Annotated in this window: 15 protein-coding genes, 1 tRNA gene and 2 rRNA genes; 12 read left to right on the top strand and 6 right to left on the bottom strand. The window is 54.5% G+C overall.

The features are described 5' to 3' along the window. The first annotated feature begins 43 nt into the window (after positions 1–43). From TON_RS07140 to TON_RS07115, 6 genes are all read left to right on the top strand, one after another. Positions 44–310 carry a hypothetical protein gene (locus TON_RS07140; protein ID WP_012572364.1) on the top strand — a complete coding sequence of 89 codons (267 nt, stop codon included), beginning with the start codon at positions 44–46 and terminating at the stop codon, positions 308–310. Between the two features lie 378 nt (positions 311–688). Beyond that, positions 689–2,175: ribosomal RNA gene (locus tag TON_RS07135) — 16S ribosomal RNA — on the top strand. A 52-nt stretch (positions 2,176–2,227) separates the two neighbouring features. Then, positions 2,228–2,304 (top strand) — tRNA-Ala (locus tag TON_RS07130). Between the two features lie 120 nt (positions 2,305–2,424). Next, positions 2,425–5,454 (top strand): 23S ribosomal RNA (locus tag TON_RS07125). Together the 16S and 23S rRNA genes with 1 tRNA gene alongside form the textbook arrangement of a ribosomal RNA operon. A gap of 212 nt (positions 5,455–5,666) precedes the next feature. Then, positions 5,667–5,978: an HAD family hydrolase gene (locus tag TON_RS10375; protein WP_337998377.1), complete on the top strand. Its 312-nt coding sequence runs from the start codon at positions 5,667–5,669 to the stop codon at positions 5,976–5,978. A 77-nt stretch (positions 5,979–6,055) separates the two neighbouring features. Further along, the gene (locus TON_RS07115) at positions 6,056–6,622 is read left to right on the top strand and encodes a DUF366 family protein (protein ID WP_012572362.1); all 567 of its coding nucleotides are present in this window, start codon (positions 6,056–6,058) and stop codon (positions 6,620–6,622) included. Here TON_RS07115 and TON_RS07110 read toward each other — a convergent pair. Both TON_RS07110 and TON_RS07105 read right to left on the bottom strand, forming a co-directional pair. Continuing rightward, positions 6,619–7,227 (bottom strand): diacylglycerol/polyprenol kinase family protein, encoded by a 609-nt coding sequence (locus TON_RS07110; RefSeq protein ID WP_012572361.1) that lies wholly within the window; start codon positions 7,225–7,227, stop codon positions 6,619–6,621. The genes TON_RS07115 and TON_RS07110 overlap by 4 nt on opposite strands. Positions 7,228–7,297: 70 nt before the next feature. After that, positions 7,298–8,173 carry a hypothetical protein gene (locus TON_RS07105; protein ID WP_012572360.1) on the bottom strand — a complete coding sequence of 292 codons (876 nt, stop codon included), beginning with the start codon at positions 8,171–8,173 and terminating at the stop codon, positions 7,298–7,300. 132 nt (positions 8,174–8,305) lie between these two features. On the opposite strand from TON_RS07105, the gene lysS reads away from it, so the two are divergent. Next, a complete protein-coding gene (gene lysS / locus TON_RS07100; protein WP_012572359.1) occupies positions 8,306–9,886 on the top strand; it encodes a lysine--tRNA ligase in 1,581 nt (526 codons plus the stop codon). Positions 9,887–9,891: 5 nt separating this feature from the next. On the opposite strand, the gene TON_RS07095 is transcribed toward lysS, so the two are convergent. Beyond that, on the bottom strand, positions 9,892–10,578 hold the full coding sequence (locus tag TON_RS07095) for a class I SAM-dependent methyltransferase (protein WP_012572358.1): 687 nt from the start codon (positions 10,576–10,578) through the stop codon (positions 9,892–9,894). 135 nt (positions 10,579–10,713) lie between these two features. Here TON_RS07095 and TON_RS07090 point away from each other — a divergent pair, with 135 nt between their 5' ends. Beyond that, positions 10,714–11,295 carry an indolepyruvate oxidoreductase subunit beta gene (locus TON_RS07090; RefSeq protein WP_012572357.1) on the top strand — a complete coding sequence of 194 codons (582 nt, stop codon included), beginning with the start codon at positions 10,714–10,716 and terminating at the stop codon, positions 11,293–11,295. 3 nt (positions 11,296–11,298) lie between these two features. Here the strand turns inward: TON_RS07090 and TON_RS07085 are convergent, their stop codons facing one another. Beyond that, positions 11,299–12,465, bottom strand: a complete 1,167-nt coding sequence (locus TON_RS07085) for an MFS transporter (protein ID WP_012572356.1) — start codon at positions 12,463–12,465, stop codon at positions 11,299–11,301. A gap of 89 nt (positions 12,466–12,554) precedes the next feature. Between TON_RS07085 and TON_RS07080 the strand changes: the two genes are divergently transcribed. From TON_RS07080 to TON_RS07065, 4 genes are all read left to right on the top strand, one after another. Continuing rightward, complete coding sequence (locus TON_RS07080) at positions 12,555–13,469, top strand: phosphate signaling complex PhoU family protein (RefSeq protein WP_012572355.1); 915 nt, start codon at positions 12,555–12,557, stop codon at positions 13,467–13,469. A 66-nt stretch (positions 13,470–13,535) separates the two neighbouring features. Next, entirely contained in the window at positions 13,536–14,456 is a 921-nt protein-coding gene (locus TON_RS07075; RefSeq protein ID WP_012572354.1) for an isoaspartyl peptidase/L-asparaginase family protein, read from the top strand. Then, on the top strand, positions 14,457–15,641 hold the full coding sequence (locus TON_RS07070; protein ID WP_012572353.1) for an MFS transporter: 1,185 nt from the start codon (positions 14,457–14,459) through the stop codon (positions 15,639–15,641). It begins immediately after the preceding gene. 2 nt (positions 15,642–15,643) lie between these two features. Continuing rightward, positions 15,644–16,591, top strand: coding sequence for a radical SAM protein (locus TON_RS07065; protein WP_012572352.1), 948 nt, complete (start codon positions 15,644–15,646; stop codon positions 16,589–16,591). Here TON_RS07065 and TON_RS07060 read toward each other — a convergent pair. Both TON_RS07060 and TON_RS07055 read right to left on the bottom strand, forming a co-directional pair. Further along, positions 16,581–17,072 (bottom strand): hypothetical protein, encoded by a 492-nt coding sequence (locus TON_RS07060; protein ID WP_012572351.1) that lies wholly within the window; start codon positions 17,070–17,072, stop codon positions 16,581–16,583. The genes TON_RS07065 and TON_RS07060 overlap by 11 nt on opposite strands. Next, on the bottom strand, positions 17,062–17,997 hold the full coding sequence (locus TON_RS07055) for a serine/threonine-protein kinase RIO2 (RefSeq protein ID WP_012572350.1): 936 nt from the start codon (positions 17,995–17,997) through the stop codon (positions 17,062–17,064). The genes TON_RS07060 and TON_RS07055 overlap by 11 nt, the downstream gene beginning before the upstream one ends. Between the last annotated feature and the right edge of the window lie 37 nt (positions 17,998–18,034).

Raw genomic sequence — 18,034 nt, 5'->3', positions numbered from 1 at the left:
CTGTTTTGCTTTACTTGGCTCATCCCAGAGCGGGGGTGTAGAGATGAAGGTTAGGGCTATCTTCTTCATCCTTGCGTTTATCATCATGACCATTCTCGCCTCGTTCATGTGGGTTCTCTTCATAGACCTGATACTGCCCCTGAAGGGCCGTCTTATTCCGTTCCTGGTTTCCCTCCCAATGGTTCTGCTTGGCGGCTACGTGGCAGGGTACTGCTCTCCCTGTTTGGGACTTGATGGTGAGGAATCACTCACAGTCGGGATTTTGGTTTCGGTGGTTGCGTTCATTGCCATGTCCTTTTTCTTCCTCTGACCTTGCAAAATTTTTGACTTTTTTGTGTCTAAAATGTGCGTTTCTAAAGTGCTTTTTGACAGTTCCTTTTTTAAGGAGGTTGCCGAGGAGAAGTTTTGCAAAAATTTTTCACTGCTGGGGTTCCCCCCTATTGGGTGGAGCGCCCGAACAGGGCGCGACGAAGCCCAGGCGCCAAGACGGCGGCGTCGGGGGGAAAGGGCGCAAAGCGCCCAAGATGAACCCCGCCCTCCAGCCATGGGCACAGCAATGTGCGCTCCCGAGGAAACGCCGAAAGGCGGACCCCTCGGGGGTAAGGCAGGCCCGGTACCCCGACTAAACCCCGGACGGAATTTGGTACTTCCCGCCATGGGAAGTCCCACCGGCCGTACTCCTTGCTCAATTCCGGTTGATCCTGCCGGAGGCCACTGCTATGGGGGTCCGACTAAGCCATGCGAGTCATGGGGCGCCTTGCGCGCACCGGCGGACGGCTCAGTAACACGTCGGTAACCTACCCTCGGGAGGGGGATAACCCCGGGAAACTGGGGCTAATCCCCCATAGGCCTGAGGTACTGGAAGGTCCTCAGGCCGAAAGGGGCTTCTGCCCGCCCGAGGATGGGCCGGCGGCCGATTAGGTAGTTGGTGGGGTAACGGCCCACCAAGCCGAAGATCGGTACGGGCCATGAGAGTGGGAGCCCGGAGATGGACACTGAGACACGGGTCCAGGCCCTACGGGGCGCAGCAGGCGCGAAACCTCCGCAATGCGGGAAACCGCGACGGGGGGACCCCCAGTGCCGTGGCATCGCCACGGCTTTTCCGGAGTGTAAAAAGCTCCGGGAATAAGGGCTGGGCAAGGCCGGTGGCAGCCGCCGCGGTAATACCGGCGGCCCGAGTGGTGGCCGCTATTATTGGGCCTAAAGCGTCCGTAGCCGGGCCCGTAAGTCCCTGGCGAAATCTCACGGCTCAACCGTGGGGCTTGCTGGGGATACTGCGGGCCTTGGGACCGGGAGAGGCCGGGGGTACCCCTGGGGTAGGGGTGAAATCCTATAATCCCAGGGGGACCGCCAGTGGCGAAGGCGCCCGGCTGGAACGGGTCCGACGGTGAGGGACGAAGGCCAGGGGAGCGAACCGGATTAGATACCCGGGTAGTCCTGGCTGTAAAGGATGCGGGCTAGGTGTCGGGCGAGCTTCGAGCTCGCCCGGTGCCGAAGGGAAGCCGTTAAGCCCGCCGCCTGGGGAGTACGGCCGCAAGGCTGAAACTTAAAGGAATTGGCGGGGGAGCACTACAAGGGGTGGAGCGTGCGGTTTAATTGGATTCAACGCCGGGAACCTCACCGGGGGCGACGGCAGGATGAAGGCCAGGCTGAAGGTCTTGCCGGACACGCCGAGAGGAGGTGCATGGCCGCCGTCAGCTCGTACCGTGAGGCGTCCACTTAAGTGTGGTAACGAGCGAGACCCGCGCCCCCAGTTGCCAGTCCTCCCCGTTGGGGAGGAGGCACTCTGGGGGGACCGCCGGCGATAAGCCGGAGGAAGGAGCGGGCGACGGTAGGTCAGTATGCCCCGAAACCCCCGGGCTACACGCGCGCTACAATGGGCGGGACAATGGGATCCGACCCCGAAAGGGGAAGGGAATCCCCTAAACCCGCCCTCAGTTCGGATCGCGGGCTGCAACTCGCCCGCGTGAAGCTGGAATCCCTAGTACCCGCGTGTCATCATCGCGCGGCGAATACGTCCCTGCTCCTTGCACACACCGCCCGTCACTCCACCCGAGCGGGGTCCGGGTGAGGCCTGATCTCCCCTCGGGGAGGTCGGGTCGAGCCTGGGCTCCGTGAGGGGGGAGAAGTCGTAACAAGGTAGCCGTAGGGGAACCTACGGCTCGATCACCTCCTATCGCCGGAAATCCGTCCGGGGGGTTTAAGGGGTGCCGGGCCTGCCATCCGTGGGCCGGTAGCTCAGCCTGGGAGAGCGTCGGCTTTGCAAGCCGAAGGCCCCGGGTTCGAATCCCGGCCGGTCCACCACGAAGAGGTGCACATCCCGAGCACGGCTCGGGGTGGAAGGGTCCTAGGCCCCGAACAGGGGTCACGATGAGGACCGTGCATAGGTGGATTGACCCAAAAAATGCCCAGCCCCCTGAGTAGGGGGCAGAAAACCTAAGCCGCCTGGTGGATGGCTCGGCTCGGGGCGCCGACGAAGGGCGTGGCAAGCTGCGATAAGCCCCGGCGAGGCGCAGGCAGCCGTCGAACCGGGGATTCCCGAATGGGACCTCCTGCGGCATTTGCCGCACTCCCAGTCGGGAGGGGGAACGCGGGGAATTGAAACATCTTAGTACCCGCAGGAAAAGAAAGCAAAAGCGATGCCGTGAGTAGGGGCGACCGAAAGCGGCACAGGGCAAACTGAACCCTTCGGGGAAACCCGGAGGGGATGTGGTGTTGTAGGGCCCTGCGTCGGAGCCTCGAGGGTGAAGCCGAAGTCCGCTGGAACGCGGCGCCGTAGAGGGTGAAAGCCCCGTAGGCGTAAGCCCTCAGGCTCCTGCAGGGTTCCTGAGTACCGTCGGTCGGATATCCGGCGGGAAGCTGGGAGGCATCGGCTCCCAACCCTAAATACGTCCCGAGACCGATAGCGAACTAGTACCGTGAGGGAAAGCTGAAAAGCACCCCTGGCAGGGGGTGAAAAGAGCCTGAAACCAGGCGGCGATAGGTGGGTGCGGCCCGAAAGGGTTGAGCCTCCCCGAAGGAAACACGGGCGACCGTGGAGTACGAGGGGAGGGGACCGGGGTTGCACCGTCCGTCTTGGATCACGGGGCAGGGAGTTCACGGCCGTGGCGAGGTTAAGGGGGTTGAGCCCCGAAGCCACAGGGAAACCGACAGGTCCGCAGGCGCTTCGCCGAGGGACGGGGTGTGAAAGCGCCCGGAGTCACGGCCGTGAGACCCGAAGCCGGTCGATCTAGCCCGGGGCAGGGTGAAGTCCCTCAACAGAGGGATGGAGGCCCGCTAGGGATGCTGACGTGCAATTCGCTCCCGTGACCTCGGGCTAGGGGTGAAAGGCCAATCGAGGCCGGCGATAGCTGGTTCCCGCCGAATTATCCCTCAGGATAGCCCGGCCGGAGGTAGGTGGTGGGGTAGAGCACTGATTGGGGGTTTAGGGGGAGAAATCCCCCGGCTCCCTGTCAAACTCCGAACCCACCACCGCCGTAGATGGCCGGAGTAGGGGGGCGGTGTAAGCCGTCACCCGAGAGGGGAACAACCCAGACCGGGGTTAAGGCCCCTAAATGCCGGCTAAGTGTTACTCCAAAGGGTGTCCCTGGCCTTAGACAGCGGGGAGGTAGGCTTAGAAGCAGCCATCCTTTAAAGAGTGCGTAACAGCTCACCCGTCGAGGTCAGGGGCCCCGAAAATGGACGGGGCTTAAGCCGGCTGCCGAGACCCCGGCGCACGGACCGATTGGTCCGTGATCGGGTAGGCGGGCGTGCCGATGGGGCGGAAGCTGGGCCGTAAGGTCCAGTGGACCCGTCGGTATTGCGGATCCTGCCGGGAGTAGCAGCATAGCCGGGTGAGAATCCCGGCCGCCGTAGGGGCCAGGGTTCCACGGCAATGTTCGTCAGCCGTGGGTTAGTCGGTCCTAAGCCAGCCCGTAACTCGGCGCTGGCGAAAGGGAAACGGGTTTATATTCCCGTACCGCGGTGGTAGGTGCGGCAACGCAAGCCCGAGGGGTGACGCCTCGGGGTAGGCGGACCGGTCCACAAGGCCGGCTAAGCGTATAAGCCCGGGGAGTGCCGTAATGGCGAGAACCGGGTGAAAGCGCGAATGGCCCCCCGTAAGGGGGGTTCCGCCGATCCCTGGGGCCCGTGAAAAGCCCCTCGGGAACGATCCACCGCGACCGTACCGAGAACCGACACCGGTGCCCCTGGGTGAGAAGCCTAAGGCGTGTCGGGGGAAACCCAGCCGAGGGAACTCGGCAAATTGGCCCCGTAACTTCGGGAGAAGGGGTGCCTGCGGGTGCGTAACCCGCAGGTCGCAGTGACTAGGGGGGCCCGACTGTTTAGTAAAAACACAGGTCCCAGCTAGCCCGAAAGGGTTTGTACTGGGGCCGACGCCTGCCCAGTGCCGGTATGTGAAGCCCGGGTACAACCGGGTGAAGCACCGGTAAACGGCGGGGGTAACTATAACCCTCTTAAGGTAGCGAAATTCCTTGTCGGTTAAATGCCGACCTGCATGAATGGCGTAACGAGGTCCCCACTGTCCCCGGCTGGGGCCCGGCGAAACCACTGCCAGGCGCATATGCCTGGGACCTCCGGTGGGAAGCGAAGACCCCATGGAGCTTTACTGCAGCCTGCCGTTGCTGTACGGCGGGGGGTGCGCAGCGTAGGCGGGAGGCGTCGAAGCCCGTCCTCCGGGGCGGGTGGAGCCGTCCATGAGACACCGCCCACCCTCTGCCGTACAGCTAACCCCCGATGGGGGGACAGCGGTAGGTGGGCAGTTTGGCTGGGGCGGCACACCCTCGAAAAGGTATCGAGGGTGCCCTAAGGTCGGCTCAGGCGGGTCAGGAATCCGCCGTAGAGTGCAAGGGCAAAAGCCGGCCTGACTGGACCCGTAACAGAGGCGGGTCCAGCCGCGAAAGCGTGGCCTAGCGAACCCCTGTGCCTCCCCGGTGGGGGCCAGGGATGACAGAAAAGCTACCCTGGGGATAACAGAGTCGTCTCGGGCGAGAGCCCATATCGACCCCGAGGCTTGCTACCTCGCTGTCGGCTCTTCCCATCCTGGCCCTGCAGCAGGGGCCAAGGGTGGGGGTGTTCACCCATTAAAGGGGAACGTGAGCTGGGTTTAGACCGTCGTGAGACAGGTCGGATGCTATCTACCGGAGGTGTTGGCCGCCTGAGGGGAAGGCTCCCCCAGTACGAGAGGAACAGGGAGCCGCGGCCTCTGGTCTACCGGTTGTCCTACAGGGCATAGCCGGGCAGCTACGCCGCGTCCGATAAGGCCTGAAAGCATCTAAGGCCGAAGCGGTCCCCGAAAATAGGCGGCCACTCCCAGGCGCAGGGGGTCGGGCGACCGGTCCTTTGCCTGGGACGAGGGCTCGGGAAGAAGACCCGTTTGATGGGGCGGGGGTGTAAGCGGGAAGGGAAACCGACCCGTTCAGCCTGCCGCTCCCAACAGCCCGAGGTTTCTGCCTCTGAAAGGGGGGCTGGGCATTTGATAGGTCAATCCACCTATGCACGGTCCTCAAAGCCCTTAACTTCTCGCGCTTCTGTGCACTTCAATCGCAATTGTTAAAACTTGCCTGTGGATTCTAACTTCGGTGATGGCAGTGAAGCCTGCTCGTTCTCGATTTGGACGGCACACTCTGGGATCACGAAGACGCATCACTCCTTACTCCACCCTATGAATTTTACGACGATTACCTCGTAGATGCCACGGTGAAGAGCTCCGTCTGTTTTCAGGAGTTCGCGAGTTCATTGAGTGGGCGAGCGAGCGCTTTATACTCGGCATAGCTAGCTGGAATCTTGAAGAGAAGGTTAGGCCAATTCTTGAGGGTTTTGGATTGTGGGACTACTTCCTCTTCCCTAAAATCGAGGGGCATCCGAACAAGGTCGACATGATACTTCGCACAATCGAAGAGCTCCAATCGATTGGCCACGAAATCGGGGAAGTAATCTACGTAGATGACAGAACGCTCATGTCGATGAAGTCTTTTTAAAGATTCATTTCATTTATATGTGGATGGACGTTAAAGGTTTAGACGAGCTGAAAAAAAAAACTGCTGGAGGGTTTGTGATGGAGCTGCTCATAGTTAAGGACAAGCGTATTGACTACGACGGTTCTGCAATCCAGAGCCATTGGACTTATAGGAACTTTGGAATACTTGGCAACTCACTCGTTGTCTTCCGCGGTAAGTGTGATGTGAAAGTGGAAGAGATGATTGACATCGAGGATCTGAGGCAGAACAAGGAGATAAAGAGCGACGATATGGTGCACTACATCATCGAGGTCTTCGACTTTCCCAATGTCCTGCTTGCCTCGGCCCTTCAGAAGCTTTTCATGGCCAAACTCTGTGAAGTTCTTGGTGATTACGGTATCAAAACCATCAGGAAGGGCGACGACATCTACGTTAACGGGAGGAAACTCAGCATATCAATAGCGACCGTTTCACCTGTCAGCATCAAGATCCACATAGGCATTAATGTCGAGGCAAAGGGAATTCCCGAGGGCGTCGAGGCTATTGGCCTTAAGGAGCTCGGCATCGAGGACATCGGCGGCTTCATGGAGAAAACCGGAAAGGCCCTCGTCGAGGAGTTCAAAAAGGTAAAGAAAGACAGTCTGAAGGTCAGATGGGCGAGCTAAAACGCCCAAAAGAGGGCGCTTCCCACGAGTGGAACGGCCAAGTTGTCATCCACGTAGGGCTGGTACTCTGCAAGCATCAGAATTCCTGCCCATGCTATTTTCATTATTGTTGCTCCATCAAGCAGTGCGAAGGCTATTATCGTGGCAGTTACTACGTAGCCAAGGCTTCCGGTCCAGTGCTTCTTGAGCTTGACGTTGAAACCATGCCGTTTGAAATAGTGATGCCTGATGATCCCTGTAACTCCGTCGCTTACTGCCATGGCCAAAAGCAGTGCCGTTGCGTACTCTCTAGGCAGGAAAAACGCAACAGCTGAAGCAGAGAATGCAAAGAAGACCTCTCCGTAGTTGTGCTTGATCTGATACCACGAAAACTCGCTGTTCTTCAGGTGCGGCCAAAGCTGAAAGGCGCCGAAGATAAAGGCTGCAGCACTGAAGACCTCCTTTGGGATCAAGCCTTGATAGTACATCAGAACTGCTGGAACAATGCTGAAGTGAATGATTTTTCTGTTGATCCATGCGTAGTCTTCTCCTAGATGCCGTGTTAGCCATATAGCGGCGAGTATAAACGTCGCGGCGATTATTGTGTAGATGGGCCACGAGGCCATTTGATTCCACCTGAAGTTAAAAATGAAAGAATGTTAATATGCTTTTCGCTCAATGCCTTAGTGTTTTTAGCTAGCTGCCGAAAGCCGACCGGACTATCCTGAGACCCCAGTAGAGGTCGCTGGCGTGTACCACAAAGTACCACTCATCGGTTTTAACGAGCTCTCCCCTTGATTTTCCCACTAGCTCGCCGTAGAGTCCCTGAATCCGGACTCTGGGTGCAGTCGTGGAGAGCTTCATCGTTATCTCTACAGGCTTCCCATCTTCCCAGACTATTCCAACCTTTAGTCCGGCTTTTGTTTCCCTCCTTTTCCTGAGGCCGAGCTTCAGATAGCGCAGTCTCTCCCCCGGGATGTCGTTCTCCTCGGCTTTTTCTTTTAGGTATTCTTCGACTAAAGTTAGCCCATGGAGGCCGAGCGCGTAGCCGAAGACGGGTATGCCTAAATCCTTCCTGCTCCTGCCTTTGTACGTGTAGACCTCTATTCGCCTCCCCGAACCCTTTGATGCCAAGTAGAATCCCTTCGGCTCCTCACCCCTGAACTCCTCCAGAAAATCCATGAGCGCCTCATAGGCTGAGAATGGAAGAGAAAAGCTTGCCCATGTTCCCCATACTCTAGGAGGTATTGATACAAAGTTCATGTCCTCCAGATGGTATTCTATGGCTTTCGGCTTCAGTATTAGGAATCCCCTGTCTGTTGCTTCAACATCGACCAGTGCCCTTCTTCCGGGCACAAATGCGAATTTATCATCCTCTTCGAAGTCACTGGCTTTGAGCAGCCTGTCCCTCCTAAGCTTTCTTCCCTCTCTTGAGCTGACAACAACGGGGACCGGTGTTTTTCTCCCGGTTTCCTTGTCGTAGGGTACCTTAAAGCCCGCCTTAAGGAGCTCCTCCTGTATCTCCAGCGACGCCGGAAAGAATACCTGCATCCTCTCGAGCTCTAACTCCATTCGAAGACCTCCTTTTTACGCTCTTGAGTTGTTTACTATCAATGCTTATAAATTTTTCCGTCTTTTAGTTGTCATTGGGTCAGTGAGCTTAAACTTAAAAGCCCCTCCACCAAGCTACCTCGGGTGAAGAAAATGGTGCACTGGGCTGACTACATGGCTGAGAAGATCATCCAGGAAATGGGAGACAAGGAGGAGTACGTGGTAGAGAGCGGCATAACCCCGAGTGGTTACGTTCACATAGGCAACTTCAGGGAGTTTTTCACTGCATATATTGTCGGTCATGCCCTCAGAGACAGGGGAAAGAAGGTTCGCCACATTCACATGTGGGACGACTACGACCGCTTTAGGAAGGTTCCCAAGAACGTTCCGAGCGAGTGGAAGGAATACCTCACCATGCCTGTCCGTGAGGTTCCAGATCCCTGGGGCTGCCACAATAGCTATGCCGAGCACTTTATGAGCCTCTTCGAGAAAGAAGTTGCCAAGCTTGGCATCGAGGCTGACTTCCTCTACGCGAGCGAGCTCTATAAGTCGGGAGAGTATGCAGAGGACATCAGGCTTGCTCTGGAGAGGCGCAACGAGATAAAGGCAATCCTCGACAAGTACCGCGAGAGGGCCAAGCAGCCGCCTCTCGAAGAGAGCTGGCAGCCTGTCATGGTTTACTGTCCCAAGTGCAGAAGGGAGGCTGAGTTCGTTTCTTGGGACGGCGAGTGGAAGGTAGCCTATAAGTGTCCCCACTGCGGAAGCGAGGGAGAAACAGACATCCGCGAGGGCAACGTCAAGCTCCGCTGGCGTGTTGACTGGCCGATGCGCTGGGCACACTTCAGTGTGGACTTCGAGCCCGCTGGCAAGGATCACCTCGCCGCCGGTAGTTCCTACGATACTGGCAGCGAGATAGTGGAGAAGGTCTTCGGAAAGCCCGCTCCGCTAACGCTCATGTACGAGTTTGTCGGCATAAAGGGAGAGAAGGGCAAGATGAGTGGAAGCAAGGGTAACGTGATTCTTCTCAGCGACCTCTACGAGGTTCTTGAGCCCGGTATAATTCGCTTCATCTACGCCAAGCACAGGCCCAACAAGGAGCTTAAGATAGACCTCGGCCTCGGTCTGCTCAACCTCTATGATGAGTTTGATAAGGTCGAGAGGATATACTTTGGCCTTGAGCACGCAAAGAACCCCGAGGAGGAAGAGGAGCTCAAGAGAACCTATGAGCTCTCGATGCCGAAGGTTCCGGAGAGACTCATCGCTCAGGCACCTTTCAGGTTCCTGGTTACACTCGTTCAGATGCCTCACCTCGACGAGGACGGCATAATTGAAGTCCTCAAGGAGCAGGGACACATACCCAGAGAACTGAGTGAGGAGGACATCGGGAGGATAAGGCTCCGCATTGAATTGGCCAAGAACTGGATCGAGAAGTACGCGCCAGACAACGTTAAGTTCAGTATCCTAGAAAAGCCGCCGAAGGTTGAGCTTACGCCTGAGATAAAGGATGCTATTGAGGAGGTGGCCAACTGGCTCGAGGCCAACGAAAGCTTCACCGTCGATGAGCTCAACAATATTATCTTCGACGCGGCCAAGAAGCGCAGCATTCCGAGCAAAGAATGGTTCAAGGTGCTCTACAATCTCTTCATTGGTAAAGACAGAGGTCCAAAACTGGCACCGCTCCTCGCTTCAATGAACAGGGAGTTCGTCATCAAGCGCCTCCGCATGGAGGCCTGATTTTATCACTTTTTTGGGGTGTACACTTGGAAGTAGCTATGCTCGTTGAGCTTTTCACTGTGGAGCTGTCTGAAATAGAGCTTTGCGAGGAGTTCAACGGCAGTTCTTCCCCACACGTTGAAGCGAATTCGGAAATGGTCATTCTCACTCTGGAACTCAATAACGACGGTCTTTTCCTCTGGATCTGGAAGAACCCTGCTTATCCAGTACTCTGTTCCCACAACCTGACCACTCATTAGAACCGGGAGAAGTTCTCTTAGATCTGTGAACTGGAGGATAAACTTTCCGCCCGGTTTGAGTACCCTTGCAGTTTCTTTGAAGACCACATTCAACTCGGCTGGTTCAAAGTGGACAAGGCTGTCTATAAAGATCACGTACTCAAATGAATTGTCCTCAAAGGGAAGGTTCTCTGCGTTCCCCTTAACGAACTCAACTCTGGACATCTTGTCCTTTGCGAACTTCCTGGCTTTTTCTAGCATTGACTCACTTGAGTCAAGGGCTACAACATCAAACCCGAGATCTTCGAGCAGGAAAGAAAAGCCTCCCACGCCACAGGCGAGATCAAGAACTTTTCCTCTGGGAGTCATGTGCTTGAGAAGCAGCGGCTCCAGCGTCTTGATCCTTTTCTTATATTCATTGGAATATATATCGCTGTAGGCTTTGAAGACTGTGTAATATTTCTCGAAGCTCATGGTTGGAGGTTATCATTATTCTTTAAATATTTGCCGCTTGAATGTACATTTCTTTCGAAAGACACGGAGATTCTTTGAATTTTCTCGACAATAGGTTTTTTATTTCTCTGGATCTAAGTATGTACGGTGGTGCTCATGGAGTTCAATTTCATAATCACTGGAGTCGGTGGTCAGGGTGGTTTGACTCTCTCGCGTATAGTCGGGAACGCCGCTATGGCCGAGGGATACAACGTTAGAATCGGTGAAACTCTTGGAATGAGCCAGAGGTATGGGAGCGTTCTCAGCTACCTTCGCTTCGGCGAAGAAGTCTACTCCCCGCTCATCGAGGAGGGAAAAGCGAACCTTATGCTCGCCCTCGAGCCTGCAGAAGCCCTCAGGAACGCCCGCTTCCTTGGGAAAAACAGTTACGCAATAATCAACGCCTATCCAATTCACACGGCAACAACCCTTGTTGGCAAGGAGAAGTACCCTGATCTCGATGAAATTAAGGATGCCATCGGTAGGATCTGCTCCGTTGACATGCTCAACTTCCAGGAGGAAGCCGACAAAATAAACCCAAAAACGCTGGGCGTCCTCATGCTCGGCTACGCCTACGGCAAAGGGCTGATTCCCCTCAAGAAGGAGAGCATCTACGGAGGTATAAAGGCCACCCTCCGCGAAAAGCTCTGGGAGGTAAACTTCAAAGCCCTGGAAAGGGGCATCGAGCTTGCCCGCTGATTTTCACTTATTGTGTTTTATGAAAAATGCATAGAAAATCACCGTCGCTACTATGTAGAGGAACGCCGTTGTGTAAAATGGATAGCTCAAGGACATGCCGAAGAGGAGACCACCTATATAGTTTCCAGCGCCACGCATGAAGGTTGAGAAGGCCCTTCTTATTCCGGCCGCGGTCGCCTTCTCCTCGGTACTGAAGAAGCCCATCATGAAGGAGTCGTTTATGGGCCAGACTATGTTCATGAGTATGGAGCGGAGTATGTAGAGCGCCGCCGCCAGCAAAAACGTCTCTATCGATGGGAATATCAGGAAGAGAAAGGCTGCAAAGCTTTGGAAGGACGTTATGACCTTAACGGGCCCTATCCTTTCGACAAGCCTTGGCAGCCCGAAGGAACCGAGACCCATCGCGAGCTGCTGAAAGAAGAAGATGCCGCTTATCGCGGCGAGCGTTTGTCCGAACTGGAGCTTGAAGTAGAGGCTCATGTATGGTATTGTTATCCCCGCGCCGAGACCTATTAGTGCGCTCGGCAGGGAGAATTTGAGTATCTTGATTATCAGCTCACGGTTCCAGTCTATCTTCGGGTTCTTAACTGGGACGTCGCTGATTATGAGGAGCGCAGGAATAACCAGGACGAACTGAAGGAGCGCGAGCGAAACGACAAGCCTGTAGGCTAGGCTTTCCGTCAGTCCAAGGCTTATGAAGAACTCGGGGGCAAAGCCCGCTATGAGGACTCCAAGGGCGTTGAACAGTGTTCCCAGCCCAAAGCTTATCGAGAATGCATGGTGTCTCTGCTCCTCCTTTACCTCCTCACTGAGGAGTGCCGAGAAGTTGGGCTGTCTGAGCCCCATATTTGCGCCCACCAGGAAGAAGCCGAGGGCAAGGACGTAATCGTTAATTGCGAGCACCTGTAGGAGTCTTCCAGTCAGTCCTAAGAGAGCGCTTAGTATTAGGGTTTTCTTGTATCCCATCCTTAACGAAATCTGGCCTGCTATGAGGAAGAAGAGGCCCCCGACGAGAGTCTGGATTGAAAAGAACGTTCCCATTTGGGCCATGTCGTAGCCGAGGGCGGTCAGGTAAAACGGCATTATGAATATCGAGAACTGGAGGAAAAGCTGTCCAGCGGCATTCGCGAGTATGAGCACCTTGGCGTCCTTGGTGTACTCTCCAAGCATGTTTGCAATCTAAATCTTAGCGTTTATAAGATTGTCGAAGTGAAGCCTTTTATACATGCCCAGTTAGCTATATACCGACGGTGATATCTATGGAGTTCAGGAAGATTCAATTTACCGGAAGGAGCTCCTACATAATTTCTCTACCCAAGAAATGGGTTACGGAGCACAACCTGAAGCAGGGCGACGTCGTTCCTCTAGCTATAAATCCCGACGGAAGCATAACGATTTTTCCAAAGGAGCCGAGGGAGGTAAGTGAGAGAAAGATTCTCAAGATTTCGCGTGAGTACTCACCAGACATGGCAGTGAGACTTGTCATCTCGGCGTACATTCAGGGCTATGACGTTCTCGAGATACATCTCGCCGAGGAGATGCCAATATATAAGGTCAAAATACGCAAGGTTCTCCAGAGCCTTCCTGGTGTTGAGATAATTCTCGACGAGCCTCAGCGAATGGTTGCCAAGAGCCTTCTTGATGAGGAGGAGGTCAATCTTGCGGAGCTTCTCAACAGGATACGCTCACTGATAATCTCTATGCTCGGTGATCTTGAGATGCTTATAGCCGCGCCTGGGGAGGAAGAAATACTCCGTGACATTAATGACCTCGAGAATGAGCTCGACAGATTCTACTTCCTCATAATTCGTGCAGTCAACAGGCTCCTCACCAAAAGAGGCGTCACAGAGGAGAGTGGCATAATCAGGAGGACATTCGATCTTCTTGGCATACTGTTCATAGTCAGGAACATCGAGCGCATCGGTGACCACATAACGCGCATAGCCGAGAACCCGAGCGAGATAAACGTCCCGTACCTCAAAGAAAAGTTCAGTCAGATGATGGCACAGATAGAGGAGCGTGATCTGGGTAAAATAGACCGGCTGATGCTCGAGCTCAAGGAGGAAATACGCTCCATTGACTACCGCAGCTCAATAGCCCTCGAGAGCTACCGCAGGATTCTGGAGTACCTGGAGAACATAGGTGAAACTATAATCAACATGGCGCTGAGCTGAAGTTCCAATCTTTTCGTTTCCACAACTCTTTTAACCATTCGAGATTCATTGCCTACGGTGATTCTCATGGTCGCGATAATAGTTCACGGTGGTGCTGGTACCATAAGGAAGGAGGAACGTATTCCAAAGGTTATTGAAGGTGTTAGAGAGGCTGTTCTTGCCGGCTGGCGCGAGCTGAAGAGGGGTTCGGCTTTGGATGCCGTTGAGGAGGCCCTCAAAGCTCTTGAGGATAACCCTATCTTCAACGCCGGAACTGGTTCCGTCCTGACCCTCGACGGCAAGGTCGAGATGGATGCGGCAATAATGCGCGGCAAAACCCTTGAAGCCGGTGCAGTTGCCGGGATATGGGGCGTTAAGAACCCCATAAGCGTTGCGAGGAAGGTAATGGAGAAGACCGATCACGTTATCCTCAGTGGAGAGGGTGCTGTTAAGTTCGCCCGGTTGATGGGCTTTGAAGAGTACGACCCGAGGACAGAGGAGAGACTCAAGCAGTGGGAAGAGCTCAGGAAGAAGCTCCTTGAAACTGGAGAAGTAAAGCACTGGAAGAAGCTGAGTGAGTTGATTAAGGAGTATCCCGAAGTCCTGAGGAGCACGGTTGGTGCGGTTGCCTTCGACGGCGAGGAGGTTGTGGCTGGTACATCAACCGGCGGCGTTTTCCTCAAGATGTTCGGCCGCGTTGGTGATACACCGATAATCGGAGGCGGAACCTACGCTAACGAAGTTGCCGGGGCTTCCTGTACTGGCCTCGGTGAGGTCGCTATAAAGCTGGCTCTGGCCAAGAGCGCGACCGACTTCGTCCGCTTGGGAATGGATGCTCAGGCTGCCAGCGAGGCCGCGATAAGCCTTGCCACAAGGTACTTTGGCCCCGATACCATGGGCATCATAATGGTTGATTCCCGCGGAAACATTGGCTTCGCCAAGAACACCAAACACATGAGCTACGCTTTCATGAAAGAAGGAATGGAAGAACCTCACGCAGGTGTCTGAATGGGAAAGTGGGATATCTGGTTCCTCCACGCTTCAACGTTTTTCTTCTTCCTTGGAATGGCGGTAGTCAATCCTCTAATCTCCCCCCTAGCTATGACCCTCGGCGCTGATCCGTTCGTCGTCGGAATGATTGCGGCGATAGCCTCAATAGTGGCGTTGGTATCCAAGCCCTTGGGGGGAGTCCTCGGCGACAGGGGCCTGCGTTTTCAGATGATGGCTCTTGGATCTTTCTTCGGCGCACTTGCGGGTGGTCTCTACGTTGTCTCGATCCTAACTGACAATCTGATGATCTTTGCCATTGGCAGGGCAGTTCATGGCTTCGGAATGGCTCTGTTCTTTCCATCCTCTCTCTCCTCCGCTATAGACCTAGCCCCTGAGGGAAGGATTGGAGAGACCCTTGGATGGCGTGGGATGATGTTCTCCTTTGGCAACCTTATGGGGCCTGCCATAGGTGGCTTCGTGGCAGATTTACTTGGCTTTCAGGCGGCTTTCCTGCTCACAGTGCTACTTTCAATAACAGCTATAGGCTTCGTTCTCTTAGCGTATTCTAAGGTCAAAGGTAGGGCTGAACTTCGGCACCATGAGAGGCACGAAAAGCCGCAGTACAGGGCTCTGCTCAAGCCCTTCTTCGTGGCCGCTTCGCTCGCCCTATTTTTTATGGCGGTTGCCTACGGTGGGATGAGTACTTTCCTTCCGGCCCTCTATAAGTCTATCGACCTTGGAACGAGCGTCTTTGGCCTCTACGCGAGCGTGATGGGCGGGACCAGTCTTCTGACGAGGGTACTCGGTGGGAAGGAGGCTGACAGGAGGGGCCCCCTGCCGGTGGCAACGGTCGGCCTGAGCGGTGTTCTGATAGCCTATATTCTACTGGCCCTATACACCGAGCCACCTTGGGCTTACGCTAGCGCCGCCATACTTGGAGCCGGCTTCGGTTTGGCAGTTCCATCCCTACAGATGATGGCATTGGCGAATCTGCCAAAAAGGATAAGAACCTTTGGTTCCAGTGTCTATACGATGTTCTTTGACCTTGGCTACTTGACTGGGCCAATAGTCCTTGGATACGTCGCCCAGCTCAAAGGCTACACCGCTGTGTTTCCGCTCCTACCCATCATAATGGCGCTGTCCCTTCTCATTGCCCAGTTGCCAAGGCTTTTAAAAGATGGTAAAAACTCCACAGGGGGATGAGGGTGCTGATAAGGGTCTCCTATGGGACGGCTATAGCGATGGGTCTAATCAATGCTAGGATGCTCGCCAGACCAACCACCGCTTACCTCATGACACATTACGATGGCCGCTGCAGGAACAACTGTGCCTTCTGTCCCCAGGCAAGGGAGAGCAGGGCGGATCTAAGCAGACTTTCCCGTGTGACGTGGCCTACTTTCGAGGTTGAGAGGGTCGTGGAGAAGCTTTCCGATGGGAACTTTGCCAGAATTTGCCTTCAGACGGTCGATCATCCAGGGCTAGTGGACGATGTTCTTGAACTCCTCGGACTTTTCCGGCCTTTGGGCTTGCCCATTTCCGTCTCCATAACACCAGTGGATAGGGAAATCTTGGAAGAGTTTAAAGCCCTTGGCGTTGACTACATCGGTGTTGGCCTTGACGTGGCTAGTGAGAGGCTCTATCCAGAGATTAAGGACTCTCTTTACTCGTGGGACGATATGTGGGATTTTACTGAGGATATCATCGAAGTTTTTGGTGATGGTAAGGCTTTTGTCCATCTGATAATTGGCCTTGGTGAGACTGACAGAGAGGCAGTTGAAACCATAGCAAAGGCTTATTCTATGGGTGCCCAGGTCTCGCTTTTTGCATTCACTCCAATTAGGGGAACACTCCTTGGGACCGCACAACCGCCCAGCCTCGAACGCTACAGAAAGATTCAGCTCGCGAACTACTTGCTTGGGGAAGGAATTATCGGGCTGGATGATCTCGAGTTCGACGTGAACGGCTCGCTAATAAGCTTTGGGATTCCCAAAGAAGAGCTGGTTGAGATAGTTCCTCCTGATGTTTTTGCAACCCACGGCTGTCCTGGCTGCAACAGACCCTACTACAATGAGAGGCCCAAAAAGGAGCCTTACAACTTCCCTCTAAGACCAGAAAAAGAGTACGTAAAAAGAGTCCTCGACTCTATTCTTTAAGTGCCTCTATAATTTCGTTGAATTCCTTCAGCGAGAAGTCTGGCTTGACATTTTCTCCCTTCGCGAGCCTCACCAGAGCTTGAGTGAAACGGTGCAGCTCTTCGTCATCCTTTACGAGGCTAAGCGTGACTTCCATACTCTCGGCCAGTTCACGGAGCCTGCCTTCTTTCTTCATAATAAACAGGAGATCCCCTAATCTCTTGATGCCGAGCCTGTAAAGGTCCCTACTTGGAGCTCGGTATATACCCCTGATAGCGCACTTAACAGCCCCACGGTAGTTGTCCTCCTGAACAAAGACGTCTGCCATTCTGAAGCAGGCCTCGAAGTAGAACTCTGGCTCTTTGTCCTTAGCGAGCTCCATTATCTTATCGAGCTTCCTCTTGGCGGCATTCAAATCCTTCACGTTCTCGGCCTCTATGGCCTCTCTAAAAAGTTTCACTATTCTCTCCCGTCTGTTGAGAGGTTCGTACTTAATAACCATTTGCCTCCCCCCTACTCTCGTTCCAGGCCTCCTCAAAGGCCGGCCACACATTATCAAACTTCCTCTCGATGCGCCACCTTCGCCTGAAGGCGTTAAGGAGAACTGTTATGTCTCTCTTCAGAAGCTCGTAGCTTTCAGGATAGGCTGTCGTCAGGTACTGTGCCCAGTCGATTATTAGAACGTCGTCATTGCTTGTTAAGACGATATTGAACTCACTCATGTCGGAGTGCACTATTCCAAAGCGCACTATCTTGAGATATTCCTCGAGGACGCGGTCAAGTATACGCTCCGCTTCTTCTCGGGTTAAATCTGTGTCACGGAGCTCCGCTAATTCAGTTCCTTCCACGAACTCCATCACCACAACATGCCTGTTCCAGGCTATTGGCTTAGGAACTCTGGCTATAGGGCTGAGCAGAGTCAGTGCCTCATATTCCTTCTTGGCTATCAACCTCGAAACGTAGAGCCAGCTCGTATGGTGCTTATCCTGAAAGACTACTCCGTGGTAGCCAGCTTTTCTGGAGCTCGTTCTCCCGCCTATGCGGTTGAACTTGACGGCAACTTTCTCTCCGCCTGATGTTATGCCAATGTAAACATCCGCGTCCTTGCCAACGCCTATCTGTGCCGTGCTTATCGCTTCTACAACGCCTTTTTTCGCCAGTGCCCTTATGGCTAAAACATCATAGCCGTGTATCGTCAGCTGGTAACCGATGTAGCCGATGTCACTCTTTCTCTTGACAAGCGACCAGTCGTCGAGCTTTCCGAGGCGGAACGAGGCTGTTTCAATATCAACCCTCGCAAAGCGTGCTATGTCCTCCAGAGGGACCCACTTGTGGTGACGCATATTGAGCTCTATCCCTCTGAGTATGCGGAAGTCCAGGTCTCGCAGTTTTGGATAGGCCTCCAATGCAAGTAACTTGCTTACCATGTTCTCTCCCTGAATTCGCTTTGGGTTGGATATTTAT

The sequence above is a fragment of the Thermococcus onnurineus NA1 genome (assembly GCF_000018365.1).
In the GTDB taxonomy this organism is placed as follows: domain Archaea; phylum Methanobacteriota_B; class Thermococci; order Thermococcales; family Thermococcaceae; genus Thermococcus; species Thermococcus onnurineus.
The sequence above is the reverse complement of the archived record's forward strand: the minus strand, read 5'-3'. Positions and strand labels throughout refer to the sequence as shown.

What these genes read in the sequence shown, in the direction of transcription:
- TON_RS07140 (WP_012572364.1), top strand. Translation starts at nt 44, where the DNA reads ATGAAGGTTAGGGCTATCTTCTTCATCCTTGCGTTTATCATCATGACC.
- TON_RS07115 (WP_012572362.1), top strand. Translation starts at nt 6,056, where the DNA reads ATGGAGCTGCTCATAGTTAAGGACAAGCGTATTGACTACGACGGTTCT.
- TON_RS07110 (WP_012572361.1), bottom strand. Translation starts at nt 7,227, where the DNA reads ATGGCCTCGTGGCCCATCTACACAATAATCGCCGCGACGTTTATACTC.
- TON_RS07105 (WP_012572360.1), bottom strand. Translation starts at nt 8,173, where the DNA reads ATGGAGTTAGAGCTCGAGAGGATGCAGGTATTCTTTCCGGCGTCGCTG.
- lysS (WP_012572359.1), top strand. Translation starts at nt 8,306, where the DNA reads ATGGTGCACTGGGCTGACTACATGGCTGAGAAGATCATCCAGGAAATG.
- TON_RS07095 (WP_012572358.1), bottom strand. Translation starts at nt 10,578, where the DNA reads ATGAGCTTCGAGAAATATTACACAGTCTTCAAAGCCTACAGCGATATA.
- TON_RS07090 (WP_012572357.1), top strand. Translation starts at nt 10,714, where the DNA reads ATGGAGTTCAATTTCATAATCACTGGAGTCGGTGGTCAGGGTGGTTTG.
- TON_RS07085 (WP_012572356.1), bottom strand. Translation starts at nt 12,465, where the DNA reads ATGCTTGGAGAGTACACCAAGGACGCCAAGGTGCTCATACTCGCGAAT.
- TON_RS07080 (WP_012572355.1), top strand. Translation starts at nt 12,555, where the DNA reads ATGGAGTTCAGGAAGATTCAATTTACCGGAAGGAGCTCCTACATAATT.
- TON_RS07075 (WP_012572354.1), top strand. Translation starts at nt 13,536, where the DNA reads ATGGTCGCGATAATAGTTCACGGTGGTGCTGGTACCATAAGGAAGGAG.
- TON_RS07070 (WP_012572353.1), top strand. Translation starts at nt 14,457, where the DNA reads ATGGGAAAGTGGGATATCTGGTTCCTCCACGCTTCAACGTTTTTCTTC.
- TON_RS07060 (WP_012572351.1), bottom strand. Translation starts at nt 17,072, where the DNA reads ATGGTTATTAAGTACGAACCTCTCAACAGACGGGAGAGAATAGTGAAA.
- TON_RS07055 (WP_012572350.1), bottom strand. Translation starts at nt 17,997, where the DNA reads ATGGTAAGCAAGTTACTTGCATTGGAGGCCTATCCAAAACTGCGAGAC.